Consider the following 25,616-nt stretch of genomic DNA (forward strand, 5'->3'; position numbering starts at 1 on the left):
TCAGAGTGGCATACGCATAATGTCGTCGAAACCGGTCATCAGCTTGTTCCTTACCTGCATGAGGGCAGAAAAACTGAGTCCCGCTTTCTGGCTGGCGACCATGGCACCAACCAGATCGTCGCTTTGACCCGCATCCACGGCAGTCATCAGCCGTGAGGCGATATTTTGCTGCTCATTGACCCGGCCAACGACGTCGCGCATGGCATCACCGAATGATACGTTCGAGACATCATTCGATTCGATAACAGGGGTTTGGCTGGCGACTCGCTGCATCTCCTGCATCTGCTGCAAGAGCGTCACCTGTGATGACATCATTTCAATCTTCACTCGGTTTATCCCTTAGTTTTGAAGCTGCTGCTCAATGTCTATGCCCTGCTCACGCATGGCCGCCAGCTTGTATCTCAGTGCCCGGGTCGTCATCCCAAGGGCTTCAGCTGTGCGGGTCCGATGGCCGCGAAAGCGGCGCAAGGTCTCTAGTACAAATTGAAATTCTGCGTAGCGGCGGGTCTCACTCAGCCCTTCCGGGGCGGAAAGCACTTCCGGCAACACATCGTCGGATTCAATGGTGTAACTGGGCAGCATCAAATCGACGGCCTGAATATGCAATCCGCGAGCCATGATTAATGAACGTTGTATGACATTGTCCAACTCCCGGACATTGCCGGGCCAACTGTATGTCAGCAGTTGCTTGCGGGCATTTTCACTGAGGCGATAGCCCTGCTGAGAGGCATGCAGTTCAATGAAGTACTCCGCCAACGGCAGAATGTCGTCGGGACGCTCCCGCAGCGCGGGCCAGTTCATGGGCAGCACATCCAGACGGTAGAACAGATCTTCCCGGAACTGACCAGCGACAACGAGAGTACGCAGATCCTTGTTGCTGGCGGCAATGATCCGTACATCCAAAGCGATGGTCTGGTGACTGCCAAGCCGTTCGACCTCCCGTTCCTGCAAGACCCGCAGCAGTTTGGCCTGCAGCGGTAACGGCAATTCAGAGATCTCATCGAGCAGCAGAGTCCCCCCCTGAGCCTGCTCGAATTTGCCGGCCTGGGCTCCCGTTGCGCCGGTGAACGCCCCCTTGTTGTGGCCAAACAGGATGGACTCGAGCATGGATTCAGGAATGGCGGCACAGTTGATGGCAACGAATGGTCGGCCAGCCCGGCTGGACATGTCGTGGATGTAGCGGGCCAGTCGTTCCTTGCCAGTACCGGACTCCCCACCGATGAGGATGGTGGCGGATGTCTTGGCTGCACGACGCGCCAGTTGCAGCACTTGCAGGCTCATGGCAGAGACCGCGATGAGATTCGGAATGGACTGGCGCAGACGCAGCGCCCCCTTTACCGCATCCACCATCTGCCGACCACCGAAAGGCTTGATGATGTAGTCGATAGCCCCCGCCCGCATGGCTTCTGCAGCAAGATAGGCCTGATGTTCATTGACCAGAACCATGCAATCGATACCACTGAAGTCATGCACCAATTGCGGGCCTGCCTCTGTCATGACATCCATATCAAGCAGGATCAGGTCAACTGAATTATCCGCGAGAATTACTTTTGACTTTTTAATCGAGTCAACGCAGGAGATGTTATAGCCTTGCGCTAACAATATTTCCGCAATATCGTTTCCATTTGATAACGAAGTGCCAATCAATAACAAATGAGGGACACTCTCAATACCGATTGGCCTTGAGTTTTTCTTGTTAGATAAATCCGAAAGCATAAGAACCCGAACCCGTGATTGTGGACAAACCAATCAACAGAACTGATGTGTCAAAAATAAAAGCGCACCACGCCCAAAAAGCGCCGAAAAAGCGTCTTCAAGTGGGTTATTGATGGTATCAAGGCGGTAACAATGGCCTTGGTAACCCCGCTATCATTAGCATTCCTGCTATTAGACCGGAGGCTTTGCGTCCTGACTTTTCAGTTCAGTTTGCCTTTATCATGCGACTGCCCGTATTGGGACAAGACAGCTCAACTTATTGACGAAGAGCTGCATAGCACATGTGAATTGTTATATTTGTTATTAATCTTCAACGTCGTTGCGTCAAAAACAGTCACATCATAGCGGCTTCTAATGACAATTCAAGTAGATATGCGGAATATCATCTTCCCGTCACTTCATTAACATGGCAATTCTGCTTCAGCCTAATGTACCAATAACTTCCACCCGTAAATCTTCCGGGATTTCATTATAAGAGAGCACTTTGAGACCTTTCGAAAATGAGCGGGCATACCGTGCCATCAGGGGACGCAGTTGCGGCATCACCACCAACACGGGGGCATGCCCCTGCTGTTGCAGCTGTTCCTTCACCAGCGGCATGTTTTGCTGCAACTGGGCCAGAAGCTGAGGGTCGACAGGGAAGCTGTCCAGCTGGATCTTCCCCTGTTGCTGTGACTGGTTCATGGCCGCCAGCAGGGTTTGCTCCAGACGGTCATCCAGTGTAAACGTCGCCAGCACATCCCGACTGCCGATCGCCTGCCTCACAATCTGGCGCTTGAGCGCGCAGCGCACATCCGATGCCAGCAAGACAGGATCCTTGGTCAGCTCGCTCGCATCCAGCAGGGTGGTGGCTATGGTCCGGATATCGGTCAGGCTGACCTGCTCCTTGAGCAGTTGACGAAAAACTCGCAACTGCTGCATCTGGGTCAACGCCAGGTTTAGCTCTTCCGACAGACGGGGAGACTGGCTGGCCAGATACTGTCCCAACTTGCCGACTTCATCGTGACCAAACAGGTTATCCAGTTGCTCCCGCAGCAGCTTGCTGGCATGCGTTGCGATAACGGTCGCCGAGTCCACCACCGAGTAACCCAAATTCAGCGCCTTGGCCTTGTTCTCCGGCGAAATCCAGACAGCACTCATCCCATAGGCTGGATCCTGGGTCAATTCTCCATCCAGGGCCCCATAAGTTTCACCACTGCTGATCGCCATCAGTCTCTGGCAATCAACATTGCCGCTCGCCAACCCCACACCTGACAGCTTGATCCGATATTGATCCGGCTGCAGTTGCAGGTTGTCGCGTACCCGGATTTCCGGCAACAGGAAGCCATACTGCTCGGAAAGCGTCTTGCGAATACCCCGCACCCGCGCCAACAACTCAGCCCCCTTGTCTGCTTCAGCCAAAGGGACCAATCGGTAGCCAAGCTCGATGGCAACGGTATCCACGGGTGGCAGATCCTGCCACTCAAGGCCCTGCGGCTCCGGTTGCACCATCTGACGCGTCAGCTCATGTGCTGCCTCCAGGTCGGGCTGACTCACCTGCCGCTTGCTCACGCTCCAGCCTGCCCAGGCCAATACGGCCGCAAAGCTGAGGAATGCCACCATAGGCATACCGGGTACCAGGCCCAGGATCAGCATGATGGCAGCCGCCGTGTAGATTACCCGCGGCGATGCCAGGATCTGTTGACCCACCTGATCCGACATCTCCCCTTCGTCGCTGACCCGGGTCACGATGATGGCCGCAGCCGTGGACATCAGCAGGGAAGGGATCTGGGCAACAAGACCATCACCGATAGTGAGCAGTGCATAGCTCTGGAACGCTTCCGAAACCGGCAGAGAATGCTGGAAAATGCCGATGGCCAGACCGCCCACCAGATTGATGATGAGAACCAGCAAACCGGCGATGGCATCACCGCGTACGAATTTGGACGCACCGTCCATGGCGCCGTAGAAGTCGGCTTCCCTGGCGATTTCGTCCCGTCTTGCCCTTGCCTGATGCTGATCCATGGTGCCGGCATTGAGATCGGCATCGATCGCCATTTGTTTGCCCGGCATGGCATCCAGGGTGAAACGGGCCGATACCTCGGAGATCCGCTCCCCCCCCTTGGTGATCACCACGAAGTTGATGATCATCAGGATCACGAACACCACCAGACCGACGACATAGTTGCCACCGATCACCACCTCACCGAAGGCCTGGATGACCTTGCCCGCCGCCTCGTGCCCTTCATGACCATGCAGCAACACTACCCGGGTCGAGGCTACGTTGAGCGACAATCGCATCAAGGTCGCAACCAGCAGGACGGTCGGGAAGACGGAAAAATCGAGTGGCCGACGAGCCGACACGGAGACCAGCAGAACCAGCACGGCCAACACAATGTTGAACGTAAACAGGGTATCCAGCAGCCAACCCGGCAGAGGCAGGATCATCATGGCCAGAATGGCCAGGAGCATCATGGGTATCGCGGTATAGGATTGGGTCAATACACGCCAGTTCACAACTTACCTCTCAGGTTGACGTAACTCGGGCGGCACATACAGGGGAGCAAGGGGAGTGGGTTTCTTCCCCTTGCCTGCTGCATAGGCCCGCAACTGCAATACATGGTTCAGCACATAGGCGACCGCGGTATAAAGGCCCGCCGGGACCTCCTGATCCACCCGTGTAGAGTAATAAATGGCCCGGGTCAGCTCCGGCAGGCTCATGATCATCTTGTCGTGCTGTTTTGCGACCTGGCGGATCCGCTCCGCCATACCGTCGACCCCTTTGGCAATCACATAAGGGGCATTGGCACGCGCCGGATCATACTTGATGGCCACCGCATAGTGGGTCGGGTTGACGATGATGACATCCGCCTGCGGCACACGCTGTTCAATCCGCGCCCTGGCTAGCATTCCCTGAACCTGACGGATCTTGGCCTTTATCTCGGGCCGGCCTTCACTATTCTTGTGTTCATCCTTGACCTCCTGCTTGGTCATGCGCAGCTGCTTGTTCAACGACCAGCGCTGATAGGGTACGTCCAGCACGGCTATCAGCATCTGCACGGAACCAAGCAAAATGAATGCCTGCGAAAGAATGCGCAGCGCCTGCTCCATCGCAGCCTGGGGAGGCATACGGTTCATCATCATCAGCAAGGGCCACTGGTGCTGCAACATCAGGGCCAGCGTCGAACCAATCAGCAGGATCTTGAGTACCGACTTCAGCAGCTCCATCATGCTGTGAGACGAGAACATCCGTTTGAGCCCTTTGAGCGGATTGATTTTTTCCGCACTGGGCAATAGTTTCTTCCAGGTCAGCACCATGCCCCCCGGAACAATACTGAGCAGCACCAGCAGCAGGGCGAGAAAACCGAACAGGGGCAGCAGTACCCACAACATGCTGAGCAGGGATTCAGCCGTCCAGTGGATCATCATCTGAGGCTCCCGGGCCCCCTGCCAGTCGAAACGCTGGGGACGTTTCATCAACTCGGCAAAGAAGTTGCCGAAGCTTGGCACCATCCATTGCATGGCGAGCCCCCCCAGCAACAGCAGTCCGGCCGAACTCAGCTCCTTTGAGCGCGCAATTTGCCCCTCTTCCCGTGCCTTGCGCAGTTTCTGGGAGGAGGCCTCTTCGGTCTTGTCCTGAGCGCTGTTCTGACTCATGAGGGTGTCAATGCCTTGAGCTGTTCCAGTACATAGGTCACCAGATCAAGGTAACGAGCCGGCACGCCGCTGATGGAAATGGCCATGGTCAGCAGGCCCAGCAGCAGCGTCATGGGAAAGCCCAGCGAGAAGATATTCAGGGAAGGGGCGGTTCTGTTCATCACCCCGAAGGTAAGGTTGACCATCAACATGGCAACCACGGCTGGCAGAGTCAGGATCAGGGCTGCTCCGATACTCCAGCCAAACAGACCGATGACGCCTTTCATGTCCAGCAGGTCGAGCGAAGAGCCGGGCGGCCAGCTCCGCAGACTCTGCACCAGCACATCCAGCGTGACCAGATGGCCGTTCAGGCCGAGAAACAGCAATGAGCAGAAGATAAGCATCAGCTGGCTAACGATGGGGGCCGTATCTCCATTGCTGGGATCATTCATCACTGCCATCGCCAGACCCATCTGCATGGAGAGGATCTGACCGGCCATGGTCATGATCATAAACAGCATCTGGACACAAAGTCCGAACAGCAACCCGAACAGCAGTTGCTCTATGGTCAGCACTAGTGCGCCCGTGCTGAACGGGTCGACCACTGGCATGCCCTTGAGCATGGGTGCCAGCAGCAGGCTGATGATGAAGGCAAAAAGCAGACGGACCTGGGGTGGTAACCGACCATCACCGAAGATAGGCATCACCCAGAAGGCGGTAGCGATCCGGATAAACGGCCACCACCACTGCCCCAACCAGGCCGTCAGGTCGGCTGCGCTGAGGGACAGCAGAGAATTCATCCGATTAGTCCGGGTATCTTCAAAAACAGATCGTGGAACAGGGTAGTGATTTGGGAGAGCAGCCAGTTTCCGGTAAAAATGAGCGTCATCAGAGTCACCAGAAAACGGGGCAAAAAGCTGAGGGTCTGCTCCTGGATCTGCGTGGCGGCCTGGAACACACTGACAATGAGACCGATGATGAGGCCCGGAACAATCAGCACCGACACCATCACTACGACCAGGTTGACGGCACCGCCAACCAGCGCAACGCTCTGTTCCGGCGTCATGTCAGCCTCCCCCACCAAAGCTGGCAGCCAGCGTACCGACAGTCATCGACCAGCCATCCACCAGCACGAACACCATCAGTTTGAATGGCAACGAAATGATCAGAGGGGACAACATCATCATCCCCATGGCCATCAGAACGCTGGCCACCACCAGATCGATCACCAGAAAAGGGATAAACAACATGAAGCCAATCTGAAATGCCGTATTCAGCTCGCTCAGCACAAACGCCGGCAACAATACACCAAACGGGACGTCGGCTTTGCTGAGGGTGGTGGGCTCACCGGAAATCCGCAGCATCTGCTCCAGATCCGGCTCCCGAGTCTGAGCCAGCATAAAGTGGCGCAACGGTTTTTCGGCGCGCGCCAGCCCTTCCGACAAGGTGATTTCATTCTGGTCGTAGGGAACAAACGCGTTCTGATACATGTCGGTCCATACCGGGCGCATGATCACCAGCGTCAGGATCAGGCTGATGCCGATCAGAACCCTATTGGGAGGACTCTGCTGCAGTCCCATCGCCTGCCGCAAGATCGCCAACACTATGATGATCCTGGTAAAGCTGGTCATCATCAACAACAGCGTCGGCAACAACCCCAACAGGGTCATGAAGAAGAGGATCTGCAACTTGATGTTGTAGTCCTCTCCTCCTTCAGCCCCCGGCATCACCGAGAACAACGTCATATCCGCCCCCCAACTGGGCAGCGAAAACAACAGCAGGACAAGCAGCAACCGGCGCATCAGTCGTCCATGCCACACAGCAGATTGGTGTCGATCACATCCACCAGGCGCAAGCCATATTTGCCATTGACCACGACAACTTCGCCTTTGGCCAGCAGCCGGCCGTTGACCCGAACATCCAGCGGCTCGCCTGCCAGTTTGTCCAGCTCAATCACAGCCCCCTCTTCCACTCGCATCAGATCGCCCAGAGGCACTTCGGTACTGGCTACCTCGAGGGTTACCTTGACCGGGATTTGGCGGAAGAAGGAGAGATCCCGCTGCTTGCTGCTACTGGTCGGAGCCATATAGTCGGCTGCGCTGGGCATGCTGATATCGTCACTAAACAATTGATCCAGTCCATCCAGATCCAGCGGGTCATTCATATTGTGCTCGTTCATGATGTGATTATTCCTCTACAACAGTCGCGACCTGATACACCAGGCTGCCTTTATGTTCAGCGACTCGTCCGCTAAAGCAGGGACGATTACCAATCAGGGCCGGAACGACTTCCGGCAGATCCAGCGAGAGCACATCGCCCACCTTGAGGCACTCCAGATCCGCCAGGGTCATGGACATCTGCCCCATTACCACACGCAGACGCACCGGAACATGCGTCAACACCTGCTCAAGCGCGCCATCCTGCAGCTCATGTCCGGCCGAGAGGCCAGAGTTCTCGGTCGGCGGCACCAGCCAGAGCTGCCAGCCATGTGCAAAACTGCCGACCGTGAGGCTGGCTTCAGACATCCATAGCCGTGATTGCGGCAATGCATCCCTGGTAATGAGAGTCAGCTGCCAGCCAAGATCACCCAATCCGAGACATGAGGACCAGATATCGACCTGGTATTGACAAAGACGCAGCATCAGACGCTGCTCGGTATCGGTCAGCCCTTTACCATGGGAGGGAGCCTCGCTCTGGTCGCGCAAGGCACCACCGAAAAAGAGCACGGCCAGGCGATATATAACGGCAGGAGAAATGGAGAAATAGGCGACCCGTTGTACGTCGAGCACACTGCGCGCTTCCACCCACAGCAGACCATCGTCTTGCACGGGCGAGGCCACAGTCGTGAACTCTTGATAACTCAGCTCGCAGTCGGCGCTATTGAATAACTGCGCCATGCAGCCTGCCGCTTGTAGAGAAAAGGTACCCAGCTGAGCGTTGATCTGCTTGAGCCGCTCCTGGTCAGCCCGTTCGACGCCAAGCAAGTCATAATGAGGAAGAGTTTTGCCCCGCTGTGCACAGAGCAACCGGGAAGGTGTGAGCATTACGCCGCTTGATGACATTCAAAATCCACCTTAGCCATTTTTATCTCGCCTTACAGCCACAGAGACATCCATCAGGCCAGCCATGTGATCGGTACAAATAACCCAGCCGACTTATAGCGACCAGAATGGGCGAGAACTTTATTACAAAACCCTAAAAGGCGCCACGAGCCAGTCTGGCAACCCCATAATAAAAATCCCGGCACCTGAAGGTGCCGGGATTGGTTGGTATTTGCATACCTTGAATTGGGTCGGAGTCGGCCTGTAAGCCGGGTTCTGTACCGGGTTGCCCCGGGTAGCAATCATTCCTCTAGGCCAGCAATCGCTCGCTGGCTCAAGCAACCTACCCGCCCCCAACGCGGGCCGCGCCAATAGGGGCCTATTTGGTCTTGCTTCGGGTGGAGTTTACCGTGCCACGAACTGTTGCCAGTCGCGCGGTGCGCTCTTACCGCACCCTTTCACCCTTACCTGATCCCTTGCGGGCCATCGGCGGTCTGCTCTCTGTTGCACTGGTCGTAGGCTCGCGCCCCCCAGGCGTTACCTGGCACCCTGCCCTGTGAAGCCCGGACTTTCCTCCCCTCCGCCCGTCTGTCCCGAGGGACACAACGACGAAGCAGCGATTGCCCAGCCAACTCCGAGGCGCGGATTATAGCCTCGTGATGCCGGCGGGGTAAACCGGCAATTCCCGTTTACGGCAATTAATAGTGCTCGAGGCCGTACTTGTAGAGGGCATTCTTCTTCACGCCGTGGATCTCGGCGGTCAGCGCCGCCGCTTTTTTCAGCGGCAGCTCGGCCACCAGCAGCCCCAGAGTGCGGATCGCCTCAACCGGCAAGGCCTCTTCGTCCTTGCTCGCCCCCGCCACCACCAGCACGATCTCGCCGCGGCAGCGGTTTTCATCTTCGCCAAGCCAGGTCAGCATCTCGGAGGCAGGCAGACCATGGATCGACTCGAAGGTCTTGGTCAGCTCGCGGCAGACCACCACCTGGCGCTCACCCAGAATGCGGGCGATCGCTTCCACCGTCTCCTGCACCCGGCGCGGCGATTCATAGAACACCAGCGAGCGGGTGTCCTCAATCACGGCCTGCAGGCGATCGTCGCGCCCCTTGGCTTTGGCCGGCAGAAACCCCTCGAAGGCAAACCGGTCGGTAGGCAACCCGGCGGCGGAGAGCGCCGTGATGGCGGCGCAGGGACCGGGCAGCGGCACTACCTTGACCCCGGCTTCGCGACAACGGGTGACCAAGTGATAACCGGGGTCGCTGATGAGCGGCGTGCCCGCGTCGGAGACCAGAGCCACGCTCTTGCCCTCCTTGATACGGCCGATCAGCACGTCGGCTTTCTGCTGTTCGTTGTGATCATGCAGCGCAAAGGTCGGCACCGAGATCTGGTAGTGGCTGAGCAGGATGCCGGTATGGCGGGTATCCTCGGCGGCCACCAAGTCGACGCTGCGCAGCACATCCAGTGCTCGCTGGGTGATGTCGGCCAGATTGCCGATCGGAGTGGGGACTATATACAGGGTTGGAATGTCACTCATGGGAGCTCCGAGTGTCCCGACAATTGTGTCGCCATATTGGCCCGTTTACACTATGGAGAATTTCAACACTGGTCGGGGAATGAACTTGAACCGGGTTATAAAGCAGCTAAGTGTATCACGACTCTTCGGCATCCTACTCGCGGCAGTCCTGCTCGCCGCCTGTGCGTCGGAGCCCAATCAACCCGCTGGCCAGTCCGGCATGCCGTCGGCCTTCTCGGATCTCACCAAGAATGCCCAGTGGTATCTGGCCCAGGTGGACCCGGCTAAACCAGCCGAAGCCTTCACCTGGCAGGTGATGGCGGCGCGCAGCTATCTGGCGCTCGGTCAGGCCAAGCCGGCCGCGGCCCTGTTCCAGCAATTGCAGAAGCAGGCGCAGAGCGCCGAGCAGAAGGCCCAACTGCAACTGCTGCAGGCTCACCTGCTGCTCGCCCAGGGCAACGCCAACCAAGCGCTGATCCTGCTGGAAGGCAAGCCCGATGTGGTGCTGGATGCTGATACCCAGAAGGACTGGTACCGCCAGCGCGTGGTGCTGCAACTCGACATCAACAACAAGTTTGGTGCCGCCAAGTCGCTGATCCTGCTGGAGCCCTACCTGGCCCAGAATGAGCTGGCCACCAATCATCAGCAGATCTGGTCCCTGCTCAAGAGCATGACCCCTTCTACCCTGCAGGCGCTGGAAGAGGCACCGGCTCCCGATGTCACCACCGGCTGGCTGCGGCTGGCGGCGCTGGTGAATGAATTCGGTGCCCAGCCCAATCAGCTGGCTCGCCAGCTGGCCGGCTGGAAACAGGCCTTCCCGAACCACCCGGCCCAGAAAGACATGCCGGCCGGACTCGGTGATCTTGCCACCAGTAACATCAATGCCCTGCAGCAGATCGCCGTCTTCCTGCCGCTGTCCGGCAACCTGGAACCGCAGGGTGCGGCAATCCGCAACGGCATGCTGATGTCTTACAAGGAAAATCAGAGCCAGTTCACCCTGAACTTCTACGATACCCAGACCAAGTCGACGGCGGATCTCTACAAGCAGGCCATTCAGGAAGGGGCCAACATGATCATCGGCCCGCTGCTCAAAGACAGGGTCGAGGAGTTGCTCAAGTCCAATCCGACCGTGCCGGTACTGGCGCTCAACGAGCTGGACAAACCGATCGTCAACGACACCACCTATTACTTCTCCCTCTCAGCCGCCGCCGATGCAACGCAGGCCGCTCAGTACCTCTATGGCCAGGGTTATCGCAAACCGCTGCTCATCGCGGCACAGGGACGGATCGGTTACAGCAGCATCAAGGCGTTTGAACAGGCTTGGGCGACCGTAAGCCAGGACAAACCGGTCGTTGCCACTTTCGGTGCCCGCAACGAAGTTCAGGGTATGGTCAAGAATGCGTTGAGCGGCCGCTCCACCGCCCGGGCTGGCGAAGTGGTTCAGCTCTCCGCTGCCGCCCCGCGCAGCATCGACGTGGTCTATGTGGTCGCCAACAGCCTGGAGACCCGGATGATCAAGCCCTACGTCGACATCTCGGTCAATCCGATGGGCAGCCTGCCGATCTACAGCAGCTCGCGCAGCTACGACAGCGCCACCACCGAGGTGGCCTCCGAGCTCAACGGCATGCACATCTCCGACATGCCGCTGCTGCTTGGCGGTTACGAGAAGCAGCGCGAGCAGATCGCCCTGCTCTGGCCGCAGACCCAGGGCGACCTGCTGCGTCTGTTTGCGCTGGGCTATGACGCCGTCAGCCTGGCGGAGAACCTGCAGCAAATGCGCAAGGTCAACGCCATGCAGCAGCCCGGCATGAGCGGTCAACTGAGTGTGGATGCTGGCGGCAACATAGTGCGGGTACTGGACTGGGCCACCTACCAGAACGGCAAGCTGGCCAGTGACAGCGCCATGCCCCAGCTCGAGGGAGTCCCCCATGAAGGTACTTCTGGCACGGATGCGCCGGCAGTTACAGAACCTGTTCCCGTCACCAACGAGCAAGGGACAGCACTTTGAGCAGGTAGCGGAGCGCTGGTTGCAGGCCCGCGGCCTGCAACCCGTGACCCGCAACTATCGCTGCCGGGGCGGCGAGATCGATCTCATCATGCGCCAGGGGGAGACCCTGGTGTTCGTCGAGGTTCGCTATCGTGCCCAGGCTAGCCACGGCGGCGCCGCCAGCTCCGTCACCCGACGCAAACAGCACAAGATCGTGCTGGCGGCACGCCACTATTTCAAGCAACATGCCATCAACGAGGCCAATCAGGCCTGCCGATTCGATGTGATCGCGTTCGAAGGCGACCAGCCGGACTGGATCCAGAACGCATTTTAAGAGGACCCCATGACTGACCGCATCAAAGAAAACTACACCGAGAGCATCCAGACCAAGATAGCCGCCGCCGAGGCGCTGCCGGATGCCATCCATACTGCAGCCCAGATGCTGACCATCTGTCTGCTCAATGGCCACAAGGTGATGGCATGCGGCAATGGTCCCTCCGCAGCACTGGCCCAGCTGTTCATCTCTGAACTGGTCAACTGCTACGAAACCGAGCGCCCCTCCCTGCCCGGCATGGCGCTGACCCCGGACATGGCAACCATCAGTGCCATCGCCACCGACCACGGCTTTGAAGAGGTGTACGCCAAGCAGATCCGTGCACTCGGTCAGCCCGGCGACATCCTGGTGGTCATCACCACTACGGGTAACAGCCGCAGCCTGATCAAGGCCGCCGAGGCCGCCCTCTCCCGCGACATGACCATAGTGGTGCTGGGGGGCGGTGATGGCGGTGAGATCGCCGGTCTGCTCGGTCCCAACGATGTGGAGATCCGGGTGCCGTCTGCCCGTCGCCCCCGCATTCTGGAAGTGAACCTGTTGACCCTGCACTGCCTGTGTGATCTCATCGACCAGACTCTTTTCCCGCAACAGGAAGATTGAAACCATGAAGAAGCAAACGCTCCTGCTCGGCCTGCTGGCCGGCACCCTGCTGCTGCAAGGTTGTGCGGCCGTGGTGGTCGGTGGTGCCGCCGGTACTGCCAAGGCTTCCGGCGATCGCCGCACCCTGGGCGCCCAATGGGACGATCAGGCCATCGAACTGAAAGCGGCCAACCTGCTGGCCGACAACAAGCCGCTGAGCGCGGCCAGCAAAATCAGCGTCTACAGCAACAACGGCCGGGTACTGCTGGTCGGTCAGACACCTTCTGACGCTTACAAACTCGAGGCTGGCAAGATAGTGGCCCGTATCGAGGGGGTGCGCCACGTCTACAACGAGCTACGCCTCGGCCAGCCGGTCAGCATAGGGGTACGCAGCAACGACACCTGGATCACCTCCAAGGTGCGGGCTGACATGCTGGGCGCCAAGAACTTCGACAGCGCCAAGGTCAAGGTGGTCACCGAGAATGGCGAGGTGTTCCTGATCGGCCTGGTGACCCGTCAGGAGGGGGATCAGGCCGTCGAGATCGCCCGCCACGTCAGCGGTGTGAAGCGCGTGATCAAGGCCTTCGAGTTTGCCCAGAACTGACCCTGTTGATCGCCATAAAAAAACGCAGCCAATTGGCTGCGTTTTTTATTTGATGACCTTCAGGGTAGGACGGCCGCTCGGGCGCGGCGGTTCCGGCTCCGGCTCCACCGGCGCTTCGGCCTGCTCCAGCCAGAGATCATAGCCAGGCTCGGGCGGGAACATGGTGCCCACGCCATTTTCCCGGGCATGAATGGCCAGCACGGCCGCCATCGGGATGTAGACCTGCTGGGAAACTCCACCAAAACGGGCGCTGAAGCTGATGGCATCATTGTCCATGTGGAACTGCCCAACCGCACGAGGTGCGATGTTCAGCACTATCTGCCCATCCTGGACGAACTGCATCGGCACCATCACATGGGGGATGTTGACGTTGACCACCAGGTGAGGGGTCAAGTCATTGTCCAGCAACCAGTCAAAGAACGCCCGCAACAGATACGGGCGACTGGGCGTCATCGTCGGTTCCATGCTCATACGCCAGCGCGGATCTCGCGCTCGGCTTCGGTCAGGGAAGCCTGGAAGGATTCACGTTCGAACAGACGAACCATGTAGGCCTTCAGCTCTTTGGCACCACGACCGGTGAAGTCAATGCCCAGACTCGGCAGACGCCACAGCAGCGGGGCCATGTAGCAGTCGACCAGACCGAACTCTTCGCTCATGAAATAGGGCATCTCACCGAAGATGGGGGCGATGGCCAGCAGGTTGTCCCGCAGCTCGGCACGCGCCGCATCCACGTCGGTACCCGCCATGATCTTGTCGGCCAGGGAGTACCAGTCCAGCTCGATGCGATGCATCATCAGACGGCTGTTGCCGCGCGCCACCGGGTATACCGGCATCAGGGGCGGGTGCGGGAAACGCTCGTCCAGATATTCCATGATGATGCGCGAGGTATAGAGAGCCAGCTCCCGATCAACCAGGGTCGGTACAGTGTTGTACGGGTTCAGCTCGGCCAGCTCATCCGGCAGGTTGGCAGGGTCTACCTGGCAAATATCTACGCTAACACCCTTCTCCGCCAGGACAATGCGCACCTGATGGCTGAACATGTCGTTGGCACCGGAAAACAGCGTCATTACCGAACGCTTATTGGCAGCTACAGCCATTGAACCCTCCCGTCATTAAAAAGCAGAAACGGCAATGAAGCATCTTGGACTTCATTGCCGTGCATTATATTACCCGGATCTGGTCGCTTAGTGAACGTCGCGCCAGAATTCCTTCTTCAACAGCACAGTGAAGATGAAGAAGATCACGATGAAACCCAGCACCCAGAAGCCCATGCGTTCGCGCTCCTGTTGTACCGGTTCAGCCGAGTAGACCAAGAAGTTTACCAGATCCAGCACCGTCTGATCATACTCTTCGTTATTCATTTCACCGTTGCCGTCAGATTTGATGCTGACAACCTGCTGAACGTCGACACCATCGACCTGGTGGGTCGCAAACTCGGCGCGGGGCGTCCCCTGCAGCGGCTCCAGCACGTGAGGCATGCCCACGGACGGGAACACGGCGTTGTTCACCCCGAATGGACGGGTCTCGTCCACGTAGAAGGAACGCAGATAGGTGTAGATCCAGTCCGCGCCACGTACCCGGGCGACCAGCGTCAGATCGGGGGGAGGTGCACCGAACCACTTGGCGGCATCCTTGTCCGGCACCGAGTTTTCCATCAGATCACCGATCTTGGCGCCATTGACGATCAGGTTGGCCGCCATCAGGTCTTCCGGGATGCCAATGTCTGCTGCTACCCGGTTGTAACGCTGGTACTGGGTGCTGTGACAGCCAAAGCAGTAGTTCATGAAGGTGGCGGCACCACGCTGCAGCGACGCCTTGTCGTTCAGATCATAGTGAGCCTTGTCCAGATGCACGGCCCCGGTGTTGGCAAACACCAGTGACGGCAGCAGGGTCAGCACTGCAAATATTATTTTTTTCATTTGAATGTCACCCTTTCCGGCAGCGGCTTGGTGCTTTCATTCTTGCTGTAGAAGAACAACAAGACGAAGAACCCGAAATAACCCAGGGTACAGATCTGGGCGATCAGCGTCAGGGTCGGGGTCGAGGGCAGTACGCCGAGCACCCCGAGAATGATGAAGCAAACCACGAACTGGGCGATGTTCAGCTTGTGCAGGGTGCTGCGATAACGCACCGAACGCACCTTGCAGCGATCCAGCCAGGGCAGCAGGAACAGCACCACGATGGAGAGGCCCATCATGATGACGCCCAGCAGCTTGTCCGGTACCGCCCGCAGAATGGCGTAGAAGGGGGTGAAGTACCAGACGGGGGCGATGTGAGCCGGGGTCTTCAGGCCGTTGGCCACTTCAAAGTTCGGCTTCTCGAGGAAGTAACCCCACATGTCCGGCTTGAAGAAGATGATGGCGCAGAAGAAGAACAGGAAACCGGCTACGCCAATCATGTCCTTGACGGTGAAATAGGGGTGGAATGCCACCGCATCCAGCGGCCAGCCGTTCTCATCCTTGTGCTTCTTGATGTCGATGCCGTCCGGGTTGTTCGAACCCACTTCGTGCAGCGCCAGGATGTGCATGGCAACCAGCATCACCAGCACCAGCGGCAGGGCGATGACGTGCAGCGCGAAGAAGCGGTTGAGGGTAGCGCCGGAGATGACGTAGTCACCCCGGATCCACAGGGTCAGATCGTCGCCGATGACCGGAATGGCACCGAACAGCGAGATGATGACCTGCGCGCCCCAGAAAGACATCTGCCCCCACGGCAGCAGGTAGCCCATGAAGGCTTCCGCCATCAGGCAGAGGAAGATCAGCATGCCGAAGATCCACAGCAGCTCGCGCGGCTTCTGGTAGGAGCCGTAGATCATGCCGCGGAACATGTGCAGGTAGACCACGATGAAGAAGGCGGACGCGCCGGTGGAGTGCATATATCGCAGCAGCCAGCCGTAATCCACATCCCGCATGATGTACTCGACGGAGGCGAAGGCACCTTCGGCGGAGGGGTTGTAGTTCATGGTCAGCCAGATGCCCGTGATGATCTGGTTGACCAGCACCAGCATGGCGAGCGAGCCGAAGAAGTACCAGAAGTTCAGGTTCTTGGGCGCCGGATACTTGGCCATGTGGTCGTTGTACATGGCGGTGAGCGGAAAGCGATAGTCAATCCAGCCCATCAGTTTGGCAAACATGGTCAGGCCTCCTTGCCATCGGCACCGACCAGGATGGTGGTGTCGCTAAGATATTGGTACGGCGGAATGACCAGGTTCAAGGGCGCAGGCACCCCCTGGAACACTCGACCAGCCATGTCGAACTTGGAGCCATGGCACGGGCAGAAGAAACCGGAAGTCACCCCCTGCACCTGTTCGCCGAAGTTGTCCGGCAGGTAGGAGGGAGAGCAGCCCAGGTGGGTACAGATACCGACGGCCACGAAGATCTCCGGCTTGATGGATCTGTAGCCATTGTGGGCATAGTCGGGTTGTTGGGGCTCGTCAGAAGCCGGGTCGCGCAGCTTGTCGTCATGCGCGGCCAGGGCATCCAGCGTCTGTTTGGTGCGTTTCACCACCCAGACTGGCTTGCCTCGCCACTCAACACGGATGAGCTGGCCTGGTTCCAACTTACTGATATCCACTTCGACCGGAGCGCCCGCCGCTTTGGCTTTGGCACTCGGGTTCCATGACTTAATAAACGGCACTGCGGTAAAAGCAGCTCCTACCCCACCAACGGCGACCGTTGACCAGGTAAGAAATCTGCGGCGACCGGTATCAACTGGCGCATTGCTCATCCAAAAACTCTCCCATGTGGACTCCGCACATTCTTATTGTGTCCCTGTTCCCCTTTCTTCCGTGACAACAGCGGCGGAAGCGGAGTTACAATTGTCACAGAAAAACCGAGGGAATTTTAAAGAAAAGATAACAACTTGACAAGAAAGAGAAGCGAAGGTCAAAAACAATAAATACACAATTTTTTGTCTTTTGTGACGTGGTGTTAGCAATGCGGTTCGTAATATTACCAATAAAAAAAGCCTGGCACGTGGCCAGGCTTTTTTGACACTCGCGAGAGTGCGTACAAAAAGCGAATTAACGCTTGGAGTACTGCGGACGCTTACGAGCTTTGTGCAGACCGACTTTCTTACGCTCAACCTTACGGGCATCACGAGTAACAAAGCCAGCTTTACGCAGTTCGGAACGCAGGGTTTCATCGTACTGCATCAGAGCACGAGTGATACCGTGACGGATCGCACCAGCTTGACCGGAGATGCCGCCACCGTTAACGGTGATGAACAGATCCAGTTTCTCGGTCATCTCAACCAGTTCCAGCGGCTGACGAACTACCATGCGGGCAGTCGGGCGGCCGAAGTACTGCTCCAGGGAGCGCTGGTTGATTACGATTTTACCGCTACCCGCTTTGATGAATACGCGAGCAGTGGAGCTTTTGCGACGGCCAGTACCGTAGTATTGATTTTCTGCCATGTTGCCAGTTCCCGATTAGATATCCAGTACTTGAGGTTGCTGAGCAGCATGAGCGTGCTCGGCGCCTGCGTAAACTTTCAGTTTACGGAACATGGCACGGCCCAGCGGACCCTTCGGCAGCATGCCTTTGACGGCAGCTTCGATTACCATTTCCGGTTTACGCTGAATCAGCTTGTCGAAGCTGATGGACTTGATACCACCCGGGAAACCGGAGTGAGCGTGGTACATTTTGTCGGTAGATTTCTTACCGGTTACGTGTACCTTCTCGGCGTTTACAACGATGATGTAATCACCGGTGTCAACGTGCGGAGTGTACTCAGCTTTGTGCTTACCACGCAGACGAGCAGCGATCTCGGTTGCGATACGACCCAGAGTTTTACCTTCTGCGTCCACAATGTACCAGTCACGTTTTACGGTTTCTGGCTTGGCAACGAAAGTTTTCATTAAGTTAAACCCAATTACCTGTTACAGACCCAATTGCTTATGGGGGCTCTCCCACAAACAACAAACGATGGCCTACCTGTACCCCTTCGAATACAAGTAAAGCTTAAAGTGTTGCTGTCTTATCGACAGCTGTAACGTGGGCCGGGCGATTATAAGTGAAGTTGCCTTAAATATCACCTGCTAATTTCACTGCCATGAAGCTAGCAAATGTCGCCCGGCCCTACCTGCCGCAGATGCCCATCCGACTGGCAGGCGCGGTATTGTGACTAAGGAAGGTGCACTCTGGCAAGGTATTCGTGCGATTGCATTTCCTGAAGCCGTGAAAGACAACGTTGGAATTCGAAATCCAGCAGCCCGTGACCATAGAGTTCCTGCATGGGCACCGCCGCCGACATGATGAGCTTGACGTGCCGCTCATAGAACTCGTCCACCATGGCGATGAAGCGGCGTGCCGCGTCATCCGTGCCTGCCCCCATGGGCTGCACATTGGCCAGCAGGACGGTGTGAAACAGCCGCGCCAGCTCGATATAGTCGCTCTGGGAACGGGGTGTGCAGCAAAGTTGCTCGAACTCCATATAGAGCACACCTTCCCCCATCCCCAGCGACGCCAGCTGACGGTGATTGATCTCGACCTGGCCCGCCAGGGCCTGTTGCAGCCCGGTTAATTGTTGAAAATAGAGCTCGAGATTGGATTTTGCCTGCCGATCCAGCGGGAAGTGATATATCTCCGCCTGCTCCAGCGTGCGCAGGCGATAATCGGTACCGCCATCCACGTTAAGTATCTCGCAATGACGCTCTATGAGGGCAATGGCCGGTAGAAAACGGGCACGTTGCAAACCATTTCGATACAAATCCTGCGGCGGTATGTTCGAGGTCGCTACCAGCACGACCCCATGGCCGAACAGCTCCTGGAACAGGGTCCCCAGCAGCATGGCATCGGTAATGTCGGAGACGAAAAATTCGTCGAAGCAGATGACGTCGGTCTCGTCGGCCAGCTTGCGGGCGATCAGTTTGAGCGGATCGGCCTGACCGGTCAGTCCCTTGAGCTCATCGTGCACCCGGTGCATGAAACGGTGGAAGTGGATACGCAGTTTGCGCTCCCCGGGCAGGCTGTCGAAAAAAGTATCCATCAGCCAGGTCTTGCCTCTGCCCACGCCACCCCACATATATAACCCCAGGATGGGCGTACGGGGCTTCGGCTTTTGCAGCCAGCCCAGCAGACCGCGGGATCTGGTCGGAGTCGGGGTTTGGCACAAATCCTGATAGAGTCGCTCCAGACGGGCCACGGCCATCGCCTGAGCGGGGTCGGCCACGAAGCCGGGGCGCTGCAAATCCTGCTGGTATTTTTGCTGCGGGGTCATCCTGTCGATTGCCTTCAAGTCCCTGAATGAAGGACAAAATGGTATCACGCCCTCGGGGTGCACGGTATAGTGCCATCAAGGCGTAGCGGCCGTTCAGGCCGCATTAACATACATTGGTTTAGCTGTAACAAGGAGCATCTATGAGTCTGTTAAACGGGATCCTGCTGGCTGTCGCCGCCTTGATTATCGGTATCATCATCGGTCGCTTCACAGTGCGCAGCCGGGATGCCGGCCGTCTGGAACAAGAACTGAAGAAGGCTCACAAGGAACTGGAAAGCTACCAGGGTCAGATCAATACCCACTTCGCCGACAGTGCCGCCCTGATGGAGCAGTTGGCCGAGCAATACCAGACCCTTTATCGCCATATGGCGGAGCAAAGCAAATTCCTGGCCAAGGCCCAGGAGCCGCTGTTCCGTGAAACCCTGCTCGACGAGAGCAGCGATGTCCCGGCCAATGAAGAACCGGGTGTACCGCCCCGTGACTATGCAGGGGCCTCCGGTCTGCTCAAGCAGTCCAGTTAGTTCCCCGCGGAACTAATTGCGCTGTATCGTGGTCAGACCTTCACGATTGCATTGCAACTTTTTCTGGGAGCTGTTTTTCATATGCGTAAACCTCTTTCTGTGCTCAGTGTGTTAGCCCTCAGTGTCGGTATCGCCATGTCTGCGGCCCCCGTGCAGGCTGCACTGCCCTCCCTTTTGGCGAACAATCAGGAGATGCCGAGCCTGGCGCCGGTACTCGAACAAGTCACCCCTGCCGTGGTCAACATTTCCGTCTCCGGCAAGAAGATCACCCGCCAGCGTCTGCCGGAACAGTTCCGTTTCTTCTTCGGTCCCAACATGCCTGACGAACAGGTGAGCGAGCAGCCCTTCCAGGCGCTCGGGTCCGGCGTCATCATCGACGCCAAGAAGGGCTACGTGATCACCAATGCCCACGTGGTGCACGAGGCGGACGAGATCAAGGTCAACCTGAAAGATGGCCGTGAATACGCCGCCAAGAAGATCGGCGAAGACAAGCAGTCCGACATCGCTCTGCTGCAAATCAAGGCCGAGGATCTGGTACAGATCAAATTCGCCGACTCTGACGAGCTGCGGGTCGGTGACTATGCGCTGGCCATCGGCAACCCGTTCGGTCTCGGCCAGACCGTCACCTCCGGCATCGTCAGTGCGCTCGGTCGCAGCGGCCTCAACATCGAGAACCTGGAAAACTTCATCCAGACCGATGCGGCCATCAACTCGGGCAACTCGGGTGGCGCCCTGCTCAACCTGCGTGGCGAGCTGATCGGCATCAACACCGCCATCCTGGGCCCCAACGGTGGCAACATCGGCATCGGCTTTGCCATTCCGTCCAACATGGTGCGCGACCTGTCCGAACAGATCGTGAAATACGGTGAAGTCCGTCGCGGCCAGCTGGGCATCATAGGAACCGAGCTCACCTCCGAAGTGGCCAAGACTTTCGGCTACAACAAGAAGGACGGTGCCTTCGTCAACCAGGTCATGCCTGACTCTGCCGCCGCCAAGGCCGGCATCAAGCCGGGTGACATCATCGTCAGCATCGATGGCAAGGCCATTCGCTCCTTCGGCGAACTGCGGGCCAAGATTGCCACCATGGGGGCCGACAAGCAGGTCGCCCTCGGCCTGATCCGCGATGGCAAGGAGCAAACCGTCAAGGTCACCCTGAAGAAGGCGGATGACAGTGAAATCCTGGCCAGCGCACTGCACCCGGCACTGGAAGGGGCCAAGCTGAGTACCACCAGCGAGCCGGTGAGCGGCGTGGCCGTCTCCGAGATCGATCCGCGCTCCCCTGCCGCCGCCTCCGGTCTGCAGAAGGGCGACGTCATCATCGGCGTCAACCGCCTGCGCATCAACTCGCTGGAAGAGCTGAGCAAGGCACTGAAGAACAAGCCGGATGTGCTGGCCCTCAACATCCAGCGCGGCGACTCTTCGCTCTACCTGGTAATTCGTTAATCTCCTCTCACCCGCGGCGCCTGCCGCGGGTGATTTTTATCCACCGATAGTGTTATTCTCTGCCCGCTCTATGTACGGATGAGAATGACATGAAAATCCCCCCTATAGTCAGTTACTTGGGCAAGTCTGTCGGCTTCGGTCTCACCGTGGCGGCGCTACTGTTGCTGCTGTTTCCCAATTTTCGGGGCGGGGCCCAACTGCCCGGCCTCATCACCAATGCCCGTGAACTGAGCTTCTCCTACGCGGCGCACCGCGCCGGCCCTGCCGTCGTCAACATCTATACCCGCAGCTTCGCCCGCAATCAGGGCAACCAGACCGAACTCAGGCCGCAGGGGCTGGGCTCCGGCGTCATCATGAACCAGCGCGGCCACGTGCTGACCAACTATCACGTCATCGCCGATGCGGACCAGATCATAGTCGCGCTGCAGGACGGACGGGTGTTCAGCGCCGAACTGGTCGGCACCGACCAGCTCACCGACCTGGCGGTGCTCTACATCGAGTCGGACAACCTGCCGGTGATCCCGCAGGATCCGGAGCGGCTGCCCGACGTGGGCGACGTGGTGCTCGCCATCGGCAACCCCTACAACGTCGGCCAGACCATCACCCAGGGCATCATCAGCGCCACCGGCCGCATCGGCCTATCCAGCATGGGGCCGGACAGCAACGGCCGGCAGGATCTGCTGCAGACCGACGCCGCCATCAACGAGGGCAACTCGGGGGGCGCCCTGGTCAATGCCCGCGGCGATCTGGTGGGCATCAACACCGCCGCCTACCATCTCAACGGCAATCAGGAGAGCTACGGCATCAGCTTCGCCATTCCCTACAAGCTGGCCAAGCGCATCATGGACGAGCTGATCGCCAACGGCCGGGTGATACGCGGCTACCTCGGCATCTCCAGCGTCGAGATCAATCCCATCGTCGCACGCATGATGAATCTGGGTGACCTTCGCGGCCTGGTGGTGGAGAGCCTGGATCCCAACGGGCCGGCCACCAAGGGCGGACTGCGACGGGGCGACGTACTGCTCAAGATCAATGGCGAGGCCATCAGCGGCGTGCGGGCCGCCATGGACAAGATCGTCGAGAGCCGGCCCGGCACCAAACTCACCATCTCGGTGATCCGCGACGGCAAACCGCTGGAGGTGGAGGTCACCATCGAAGAGGATCTGCGCTACCAGAACCGGGCCAGCGCGAGCGCGGCTACCGCCAGCTGACATCCCCATGGTCGGGGCGAGGAATTGCCCCCTTCTCCTCCCTTCTCCACTCCCGGCCGTGAGGCGACTCACAGTTTCAGCCAAGGGCCAGCAGCCCCTCATCCAATGCCAAGTGCGCCCCTGATCACACAAAACAGGCGCCAATGAGCACTCTTTTCCGCTTGATGCCGCAAAAGCGGCTTCAATTGGCCAGCTGACACGCGAATTTCCGCTTCGAATTGGAAAAACGGTGCCTCCTCTCCCGAACATGACCGGCTTAGGGTAACGCTATCCCTTCTGCCAGCCTTGGAGAGCAGACATTGCACACAGAGACCCATGACCAGCCCCTGACACCGGACAGCCCGGCCCTGCTGCGCCAAACCGACCAGATCCTGGCTCGCATCCATATCCTGCTGGCCGAACAGGGCATCCGTCCCAACGAGGTACAGCAGCAGATGCTGGCCTCTCACGTCAAAGCCATGGTGTGGCGCTCCCACAGTGGCGAGCCGCTGCCGGAAGTCGACCTCAGCCTGTTCGAGGAGATCTCCCCCCTCTCCCTGCGTCTGGCCGAACAGGTCGTCAGCTGGTTGGAGCGGCTCGCCTATGAAGAGGCACACCTCTTGTCCGTCCATTTCGAAGTAGCCAAAGAAAACGAACTCAGTTCAGTCAAAGGAGAAAGCTAAATGACAGCCATCAAACTCGTGATCGGTGATCGCCTCGGCAAGGGCCAGAAAGTGGGTGCAGGCGCGGAAGCTGCCGGTGCCAGCGTGACCGTCATCCCCGGCATGGCCGCCGACATGAAGCTCGGCGACGTGATGAACAAGGAGCAGGCGGATCTCGGCATCTCCTTCTGCGGCAGCGGCGGTGCCGGCGCCATCACGGCCCAAACCAAGTACGGCTACAAGTGCCGTTACGGCATGCGATCCATCGAGGAGGGCGTGACCGCCATCAACGAGGGGTGCGTGGTGCTCGGCTTCGGCTTCATGGACAAGGAAGAACTGGGCCAGAAGCTGGTCGAGGCGTTTGCCAAGAAACACGGACACGCATGATGAAAGAGGACTTCACCACCCGGGTCACCGTCAACGGCAAGGGCGCGACCCGTCAGCAGGCGTTCGCCGCCGCCCTCAGCCAGGTGCAATCCACGCTGCTCAAGGACAACCCGCGGGTGCTGCTGCGCATCGAACCGGTCGAGGTCGAGGTGATCGAGGCCGAGGAGTCAGTCCGGGTGGAGAAGTTCCTGTTCTTCTTCCTGCCGCGCCAACGCCACGAATACCGGGTTCGGCTCGCCATCACGGTCAGGGTCACCAGCCTGGACACCGACAAGGTGACCTTTACCCGGGTGTGACGCCGCCCGCGGCAACACCGCCACAAGAAGGATACATGGGATGTTTCTAATCATATTTATCAAGTCACTCATCATTGGCGGCCTGGTTGGCGTCGGGGTGGGGGCCGGCGCGGCACGAATGTTCCACGCCCCGACCGTGCAGGGGATGGGCGCCTTCCGTACCCTGGGCGAGCTCAACTCCTGCGAAGGGGATCCCGCCTCCCACTTCTCGTTTGGTCTTGGCTTCTTCTTCAACGCCTGGGCCTCCACGGTCGCAGCCGGCGCCTTCACCCAGGACGTGGATCACCGCATCCTGCCGAACTGGGGTGCGGCAGCCCTGATGATCAAGAACCGGGATCTCGCCACCACCCTGCATGACCCGAAGAAGATGGCCATCGCCTGCGGCATCATAGGTGCCATCGTGGTCGCCTTCCTCAACAGCACCGCCGCCGCCGTACCGGCCGCCCTGCAGGTCACCGCGGTCAAGGTACTGGTGCCGGCCGCCAACCTGCTGGTCAACACCGTCATGCCGGTGATCTTCTGGCTGGCCGCCATCGAGGCGGGCAAGAAGTCCGGCTTCTGGGCCACCATCTTCGGCGGTCTGGCCCAGCTCATCATGGGCAACGCGGTACCGGGTCTGGTGCTCGGCATCCTGATCGGCAAGGGGGTGGAAGAGAGCGGCTGGAACCACGTCACCAAGGTGATGATGGCGGCCATCGTCCTGCTGTTCGTGCTGAGCGGCTTCTTCCGCGGCTTCGACATGAAACTCATCGAGTCCTTCCATCTGGGCATTCCCCTGTGGCTGGAAAACGTCCATAACCTGCTGAGCGGCAAATAAGGGGTCACGCCATGGATGAGAAACTGAAAAACAACTTCTGGTATGCCGACTGGTCCTTCCCCATCTTCGTCGGCCTGCTCTCGGCCGGGGTCTTTGCCGGTACCCACATGTTCTACCTGTACGGGGTCGGCGCCTTCAACGAGGTGGCCTTCGTCGCCATGCTCAAGGCCGGCATGGACACCGGCGCCTACGGCGCGGTGGCGGCCTTCGGCGCCAGCTTCCTGTTCGCCCGCATCATCGAGGGCTCCCTGGTGGGGATCCTGGACATCGGCGGTGCCATCCAGACCGGGGTGGGCCTCGGCGTGCCCGCCCTGCTGCTGGGGGCCGGCATCATCTATCCGGTGGAGAACTTCCCCGCTTCGCTGGTGACCGGCATGGTGATTGGTCTGGCCATCGGCTACGTGATCATCCTGGCGCGCAAGTTCACCATCAACCAGAGCAACTCCACCTACGGGGCGGATGTGATGATGGGGGCTGGCAACAGCTCGGGCCGCTTCCTCGGCCCCCTCATCATCCTATCCGCCATGGGTGCCTCGATCCCCATCGGCATCGGCTCCCTGCTGGGTGCGCTGCTGTTCTACGTGTGGGGCAAGCCCATCACCGGCGGTGCCATCCTGGGGGCCATGCTGCTGGGTACTTTCTTCCCGGTTGCGCTTGCATAACCATCCGCCGCCCTGCGGGGCGGCACGCTAGA

30 protein-coding genes, 1 other RNA gene and 1 riboswitch are annotated in these 25,616 nt (G+C 58.7%); of the genes, 12 read left to right on the forward strand and 19 right to left on the reverse strand.

Going from position 1 to position 25,616, the window contains the following annotated elements:
* The 11 genes from lfiE to rsmI form a co-directional block, all read right to left on the reverse strand.
* On the reverse strand, positions 1-327 hold the full coding sequence (lfiE, locus tag AB5Y95_RS07110) for a lateral flagellar hook-basal body complex protein LfiE (protein WP_017409393.1): 327 nt from the start codon (positions 325-327) through the stop codon (positions 1-3).
* Between the two features lie 12 nt (positions 328-339).
* Positions 340-1,716, reverse strand: coding sequence for a lateral flagellar response regulator transcription factor LafK (gene lafK, locus AB5Y95_RS07115; protein ID WP_123247307.1), 1,377 nt, complete (start codon positions 1,714-1,716; stop codon positions 340-342).
* A 137-nt stretch (positions 1,717-1,853) separates the two neighbouring features.
* Positions 1,854-1,941: riboswitch (cyclic di-GMP riboswitch) on the reverse strand.
* 195 nt (positions 1,942-2,136) lie between these two features.
* The gene (gene lfhA / locus AB5Y95_RS07120) at positions 2,137-4,212 is read right to left on the reverse strand and encodes a lateral flagellar biosynthesis protein LfhA (RefSeq protein WP_005305840.1); all 2,076 of its coding nucleotides are present in this window, start codon (positions 4,210-4,212) and stop codon (positions 2,137-2,139) included.
* A gap of 3 nt (positions 4,213-4,215) precedes the next feature.
* Positions 4,216-5,352, reverse strand: coding sequence for a flagellar biosynthesis protein FlhB (gene flhB / locus AB5Y95_RS07125; RefSeq protein ID WP_005305844.1), 1,137 nt, complete (start codon positions 5,350-5,352; stop codon positions 4,216-4,218).
* Positions 5,349-6,131: a lateral flagellar biosynthetic protein LfiR gene (gene lfiR, locus AB5Y95_RS07130; RefSeq protein ID WP_005305847.1), complete on the reverse strand. Its 783-nt coding sequence runs from the start codon at positions 6,129-6,131 to the stop codon at positions 5,349-5,351. Before lfiR ends, flhB begins: the two co-directional genes overlap by 4 nt.
* On the reverse strand, positions 6,128-6,397 hold the full coding sequence (lfiQ, locus tag AB5Y95_RS07135; RefSeq protein ID WP_005305849.1) for a lateral flagellar biosynthetic protein LfiQ: 270 nt from the start codon (positions 6,395-6,397) through the stop codon (positions 6,128-6,130). The genes lfiR and lfiQ overlap by 4 nt, the downstream gene beginning before the upstream one ends.
* A gap of 1 nt (position 6,398) precedes the next feature.
* A complete protein-coding gene (gene fliP / locus AB5Y95_RS07140; protein WP_005305852.1) occupies positions 6,399-7,133 on the reverse strand; it encodes a flagellar type III secretion system pore protein FliP in 735 nt (244 codons plus the stop codon).
* Positions 7,133-7,510 carry a lateral flagellar motor switch protein LfiN gene (gene lfiN / locus AB5Y95_RS07145; RefSeq protein WP_244364933.1) on the reverse strand — a complete coding sequence of 126 codons (378 nt, stop codon included), beginning with the start codon at positions 7,508-7,510 and terminating at the stop codon, positions 7,133-7,135. The genes fliP and lfiN overlap by 1 nt, the downstream gene beginning before the upstream one ends.
* Before the next feature lie 7 nt (positions 7,511-7,517).
* A complete protein-coding gene (gene lfiM / locus AB5Y95_RS07150; protein ID WP_192897008.1) occupies positions 7,518-8,393 on the reverse strand; it encodes a lateral flagellar motor switch protein LfiM in 876 nt (291 codons plus the stop codon).
* Positions 8,394-8,621: 228 nt separating this feature from the next.
* An RNA gene (gene rnpB, locus AB5Y95_RS07155) (RNase P RNA component class A) lies at positions 8,622-9,008 on the reverse strand.
* Positions 9,009-9,070: 62 nt separating this feature from the next.
* Positions 9,071-9,904, reverse strand: a complete 834-nt coding sequence (rsmI, locus tag AB5Y95_RS07160) for a 16S rRNA (cytidine(1402)-2'-O)-methyltransferase (RefSeq protein ID WP_368160259.1) — start codon at positions 9,902-9,904, stop codon at positions 9,071-9,073.
* A gap of 79 nt (positions 9,905-9,983) precedes the next feature.
* Between rsmI and AB5Y95_RS07165 the strand changes: the two genes are divergently transcribed.
* The 4 genes from AB5Y95_RS07165 to dolP are packed head-to-tail and all read left to right on the forward strand — an operon-like array spanning position 9,984 to position 13,387.
* Positions 9,984-11,891, forward strand: a complete 1,908-nt coding sequence (locus AB5Y95_RS07165) for a penicillin-binding protein activator (RefSeq protein ID WP_368160262.1) — start codon at positions 9,984-9,986, stop codon at positions 11,889-11,891.
* On the forward strand, positions 11,812-12,204 hold the full coding sequence (locus tag AB5Y95_RS07170; RefSeq protein WP_080629143.1) for a YraN family protein: 393 nt from the start codon (positions 11,812-11,814) through the stop codon (positions 12,202-12,204). The genes AB5Y95_RS07165 and AB5Y95_RS07170 overlap by 80 nt, the downstream gene beginning before the upstream one ends.
* Positions 12,205-12,213: 9 nt before the next feature.
* Positions 12,214-12,804: an SIS domain-containing protein gene (locus AB5Y95_RS07175; protein ID WP_005305871.1), complete on the forward strand. Its 591-nt coding sequence runs from the start codon at positions 12,214-12,216 to the stop codon at positions 12,802-12,804.
* A 4-nt stretch (positions 12,805-12,808) separates the two neighbouring features.
* The gene (dolP, locus tag AB5Y95_RS07180) at positions 12,809-13,387 is read left to right on the forward strand and encodes a division/outer membrane stress-associated lipid-binding lipoprotein (RefSeq protein WP_005305875.1); all 579 of its coding nucleotides are present in this window, start codon (positions 12,809-12,811) and stop codon (positions 13,385-13,387) included.
* A gap of 45 nt (positions 13,388-13,432) precedes the next feature.
* Here dolP and AB5Y95_RS07185 read toward each other — a convergent pair whose 3' ends face one another.
* From AB5Y95_RS07185 to zapE, 8 genes are all read right to left on the reverse strand, one after another.
* Entirely contained in the window at positions 13,433-13,858 is a 426-nt protein-coding gene (locus AB5Y95_RS07185) for a ClpXP protease specificity-enhancing factor (RefSeq protein ID WP_005305878.1), read from the reverse strand.
* Positions 13,855-14,484, reverse strand: coding sequence for a stringent starvation protein SspA (gene sspA / locus AB5Y95_RS07190; RefSeq protein WP_010635939.1), 630 nt, complete (start codon positions 14,482-14,484; stop codon positions 13,855-13,857). The genes AB5Y95_RS07185 and sspA overlap by 4 nt, the downstream gene beginning before the upstream one ends.
* 87 nt (positions 14,485-14,571) lie before the next feature.
* Positions 14,572-15,306, reverse strand: coding sequence for a cytochrome c1 (locus AB5Y95_RS07195; RefSeq protein ID WP_010635938.1), 735 nt, complete (start codon positions 15,304-15,306; stop codon positions 14,572-14,574).
* Positions 15,303-16,520, reverse strand: a complete 1,218-nt coding sequence (locus AB5Y95_RS07200; protein ID WP_005305888.1) for a cytochrome bc complex cytochrome b subunit — start codon at positions 16,518-16,520, stop codon at positions 15,303-15,305. Before AB5Y95_RS07200 ends, AB5Y95_RS07195 begins: the two co-directional genes overlap by 4 nt.
* A 2-nt stretch (positions 16,521-16,522) precedes the next feature.
* On the reverse strand, positions 16,523-17,113 hold the full coding sequence (petA, locus tag AB5Y95_RS07205; RefSeq protein WP_005305890.1) for a ubiquinol-cytochrome c reductase iron-sulfur subunit: 591 nt from the start codon (positions 17,111-17,113) through the stop codon (positions 16,523-16,525).
* Positions 17,114-17,408: 295 nt separating this feature from the next.
* Positions 17,409-17,801: a 30S ribosomal protein S9 gene (gene rpsI / locus AB5Y95_RS07210; protein WP_005305893.1), complete on the reverse strand. Its 393-nt coding sequence runs from the start codon at positions 17,799-17,801 to the stop codon at positions 17,409-17,411.
* A gap of 15 nt (positions 17,802-17,816) precedes the next feature.
* Entirely contained in the window at positions 17,817-18,245 is a 429-nt protein-coding gene (gene rplM, locus AB5Y95_RS07215; RefSeq protein WP_005305895.1) for a 50S ribosomal protein L13, read from the reverse strand.
* A 266-nt stretch (positions 18,246-18,511) separates the two neighbouring features.
* Entirely contained in the window at positions 18,512-19,606 is a 1,095-nt protein-coding gene (zapE, locus tag AB5Y95_RS07220; protein ID WP_017766407.1) for a cell division protein ZapE, read from the reverse strand.
* A gap of 140 nt (positions 19,607-19,746) precedes the next feature.
* Between zapE and AB5Y95_RS07225 the strand changes: the two genes are divergently transcribed.
* The 8 genes from AB5Y95_RS07225 (at position 19,747) to AB5Y95_RS07260 (ending at position 25,584) form a co-directional block, all read left to right on the forward strand.
* Positions 19,747-20,127, forward strand: a complete 381-nt coding sequence (locus tag AB5Y95_RS07225) for a YhcB family protein (RefSeq protein WP_005305902.1) — start codon at positions 19,747-19,749, stop codon at positions 20,125-20,127.
* An 81-nt stretch (positions 20,128-20,208) separates the two neighbouring features.
* Complete coding sequence (locus AB5Y95_RS07230) at positions 20,209-21,570, forward strand: Do family serine endopeptidase (protein ID WP_005305907.1); 1,362 nt, start codon at positions 20,209-20,211, stop codon at positions 21,568-21,570.
* Positions 21,571-21,659: 89 nt separating this feature from the next.
* Positions 21,660-22,781 (forward strand): outer membrane-stress sensor serine endopeptidase DegS, encoded by a 1,122-nt coding sequence (degS, locus tag AB5Y95_RS07235; protein ID WP_017779755.1) that lies wholly within the window; start codon positions 21,660-21,662, stop codon positions 22,779-22,781.
* Positions 22,782-23,080: 299 nt separating this feature from the next.
* A complete protein-coding gene (locus tag AB5Y95_RS07240) occupies positions 23,081-23,443 on the forward strand; it encodes a PRD domain-containing protein (protein ID WP_021466144.1) in 363 nt (120 codons plus the stop codon).
* Positions 23,444-23,809, forward strand: coding sequence for an SFCGS family glycine-rich protein (locus AB5Y95_RS07245; protein ID WP_010635935.1), 366 nt, complete (start codon positions 23,444-23,446; stop codon positions 23,807-23,809).
* Positions 23,809-24,105 (forward strand): DUF4312 family protein, encoded by a 297-nt coding sequence (locus AB5Y95_RS07250; RefSeq protein ID WP_005305919.1) that lies wholly within the window; start codon positions 23,809-23,811, stop codon positions 24,103-24,105. The genes AB5Y95_RS07245 and AB5Y95_RS07250 overlap by 1 nt, the downstream gene beginning before the upstream one ends.
* Before the next feature lie 40 nt (positions 24,106-24,145).
* Complete coding sequence (locus tag AB5Y95_RS07255) at positions 24,146-24,922, forward strand: DUF4311 domain-containing protein (protein WP_005305923.1); 777 nt, start codon at positions 24,146-24,148, stop codon at positions 24,920-24,922.
* Between the two features lie 11 nt (positions 24,923-24,933).
* On the forward strand, positions 24,934-25,584 hold the full coding sequence (locus AB5Y95_RS07260; protein WP_017766404.1) for a DUF4310 family protein: 651 nt from the start codon (positions 24,934-24,936) through the stop codon (positions 25,582-25,584).
* The last annotated feature ends 32 nt before the right edge of the window (positions 25,585-25,616 follow it).

This window comes from Aeromonas sp. R5-3 (genome assembly GCF_040908225.1).
GTDB classification, from domain to species: domain Bacteria; phylum Pseudomonadota; class Gammaproteobacteria; order Enterobacterales; family Aeromonadaceae; genus Aeromonas; species Aeromonas dhakensis.

Coding starts and splice junctions, on each gene's coding strand:
- lafK (WP_123247307.1), bottom strand. CDS start 1,716: ATGCTTTCGGATTTATCTAACAAGAAAAACTCAAGGCCAATCGGTATT.
- flhB (WP_005305844.1), bottom strand. CDS start 5,352: ATGAGTCAGAACAGCGCTCAGGACAAGACCGAAGAGGCCTCCTCCCAG.
- lfiR (WP_005305847.1), bottom strand. CDS start 6,131: ATGAATTCTCTGCTGTCCCTCAGCGCAGCCGACCTGACGGCCTGGTTG.
- lfiQ (WP_005305849.1), bottom strand. CDS start 6,397: ATGACGCCGGAACAGAGCGTTGCGCTGGTTGGCGGTGCCGTCAACCTG.
- fliP (WP_005305852.1), bottom strand. CDS start 7,133: ATGCGCCGGTTGCTGCTTGTCCTGCTGTTGTTTTCGCTGCCCAGTTGG.
- lfiN (WP_244364933.1), bottom strand. CDS start 7,510: ATGAACGAGCACAATATGAATGACCCGCTGGATCTGGATGGACTGGAT.
- lfiM (WP_192897008.1), bottom strand. CDS start 8,393: ATGTCATCAAGCGGCGTAATGCTCACACCTTCCCGGTTGCTCTGTGCA.
- rsmI (WP_368160259.1), bottom strand. CDS start 9,904: ATGAGTGACATTCCAACCCTGTATATAGTCCCCACTCCGATCGGCAAT.
- AB5Y95_RS07165 (WP_368160262.1), top strand. CDS start 9,984: ATGAACTTGAACCGGGTTATAAAGCAGCTAAGTGTATCACGACTCTTC.
- AB5Y95_RS07170 (WP_080629143.1), top strand. CDS start 11,812: ATGAAGGTACTTCTGGCACGGATGCGCCGGCAGTTACAGAACCTGTTC.
- AB5Y95_RS07175 (WP_005305871.1), top strand. CDS start 12,214: ATGACTGACCGCATCAAAGAAAACTACACCGAGAGCATCCAGACCAAG.
- dolP (WP_005305875.1), top strand. CDS start 12,809: ATGAAGAAGCAAACGCTCCTGCTCGGCCTGCTGGCCGGCACCCTGCTG.
- AB5Y95_RS07185 (WP_005305878.1), bottom strand. CDS start 13,858: ATGAGCATGGAACCGACGATGACGCCCAGTCGCCCGTATCTGTTGCGG.
- sspA (WP_010635939.1), bottom strand. CDS start 14,484: ATGGCTGTAGCTGCCAATAAGCGTTCGGTAATGACGCTGTTTTCCGGT.
- AB5Y95_RS07195 (WP_010635938.1), bottom strand. CDS start 15,306: ATGAAAAAAATAATATTTGCAGTGCTGACCCTGCTGCCGTCACTGGTG.
- AB5Y95_RS07200 (WP_005305888.1), bottom strand. CDS start 16,520: ATGTTTGCCAAACTGATGGGCTGGATTGACTATCGCTTTCCGCTCACC.
- petA (WP_005305890.1), bottom strand. CDS start 17,113: ATGAGCAATGCGCCAGTTGATACCGGTCGCCGCAGATTTCTTACCTGG.
- rpsI (WP_005305893.1), bottom strand. CDS start 17,801: ATGGCAGAAAATCAATACTACGGTACTGGCCGTCGCAAAAGCTCCACT.
- rplM (WP_005305895.1), bottom strand. CDS start 18,245: ATGAAAACTTTCGTTGCCAAGCCAGAAACCGTAAAACGTGACTGGTAC.
- zapE (WP_017766407.1), bottom strand. CDS start 19,606: ATGACCCCGCAGCAAAAATACCAGCAGGATTTGCAGCGCCCCGGCTTC.
- AB5Y95_RS07225 (WP_005305902.1), top strand. CDS start 19,747: ATGAGTCTGTTAAACGGGATCCTGCTGGCTGTCGCCGCCTTGATTATC.
- AB5Y95_RS07230 (WP_005305907.1), top strand. CDS start 20,209: ATGCGTAAACCTCTTTCTGTGCTCAGTGTGTTAGCCCTCAGTGTCGGT.
- degS (WP_017779755.1), top strand. CDS start 21,660: ATGAAAATCCCCCCTATAGTCAGTTACTTGGGCAAGTCTGTCGGCTTC.
- AB5Y95_RS07245 (WP_010635935.1), top strand. CDS start 23,444: ATGACAGCCATCAAACTCGTGATCGGTGATCGCCTCGGCAAGGGCCAG.
- AB5Y95_RS07250 (WP_005305919.1), top strand. CDS start 23,809: ATGAAAGAGGACTTCACCACCCGGGTCACCGTCAACGGCAAGGGCGCG.
- AB5Y95_RS07255 (WP_005305923.1), top strand. CDS start 24,146: ATGTTTCTAATCATATTTATCAAGTCACTCATCATTGGCGGCCTGGTT.
- AB5Y95_RS07260 (WP_017766404.1), top strand. CDS start 24,934: ATGGATGAGAAACTGAAAAACAACTTCTGGTATGCCGACTGGTCCTTC.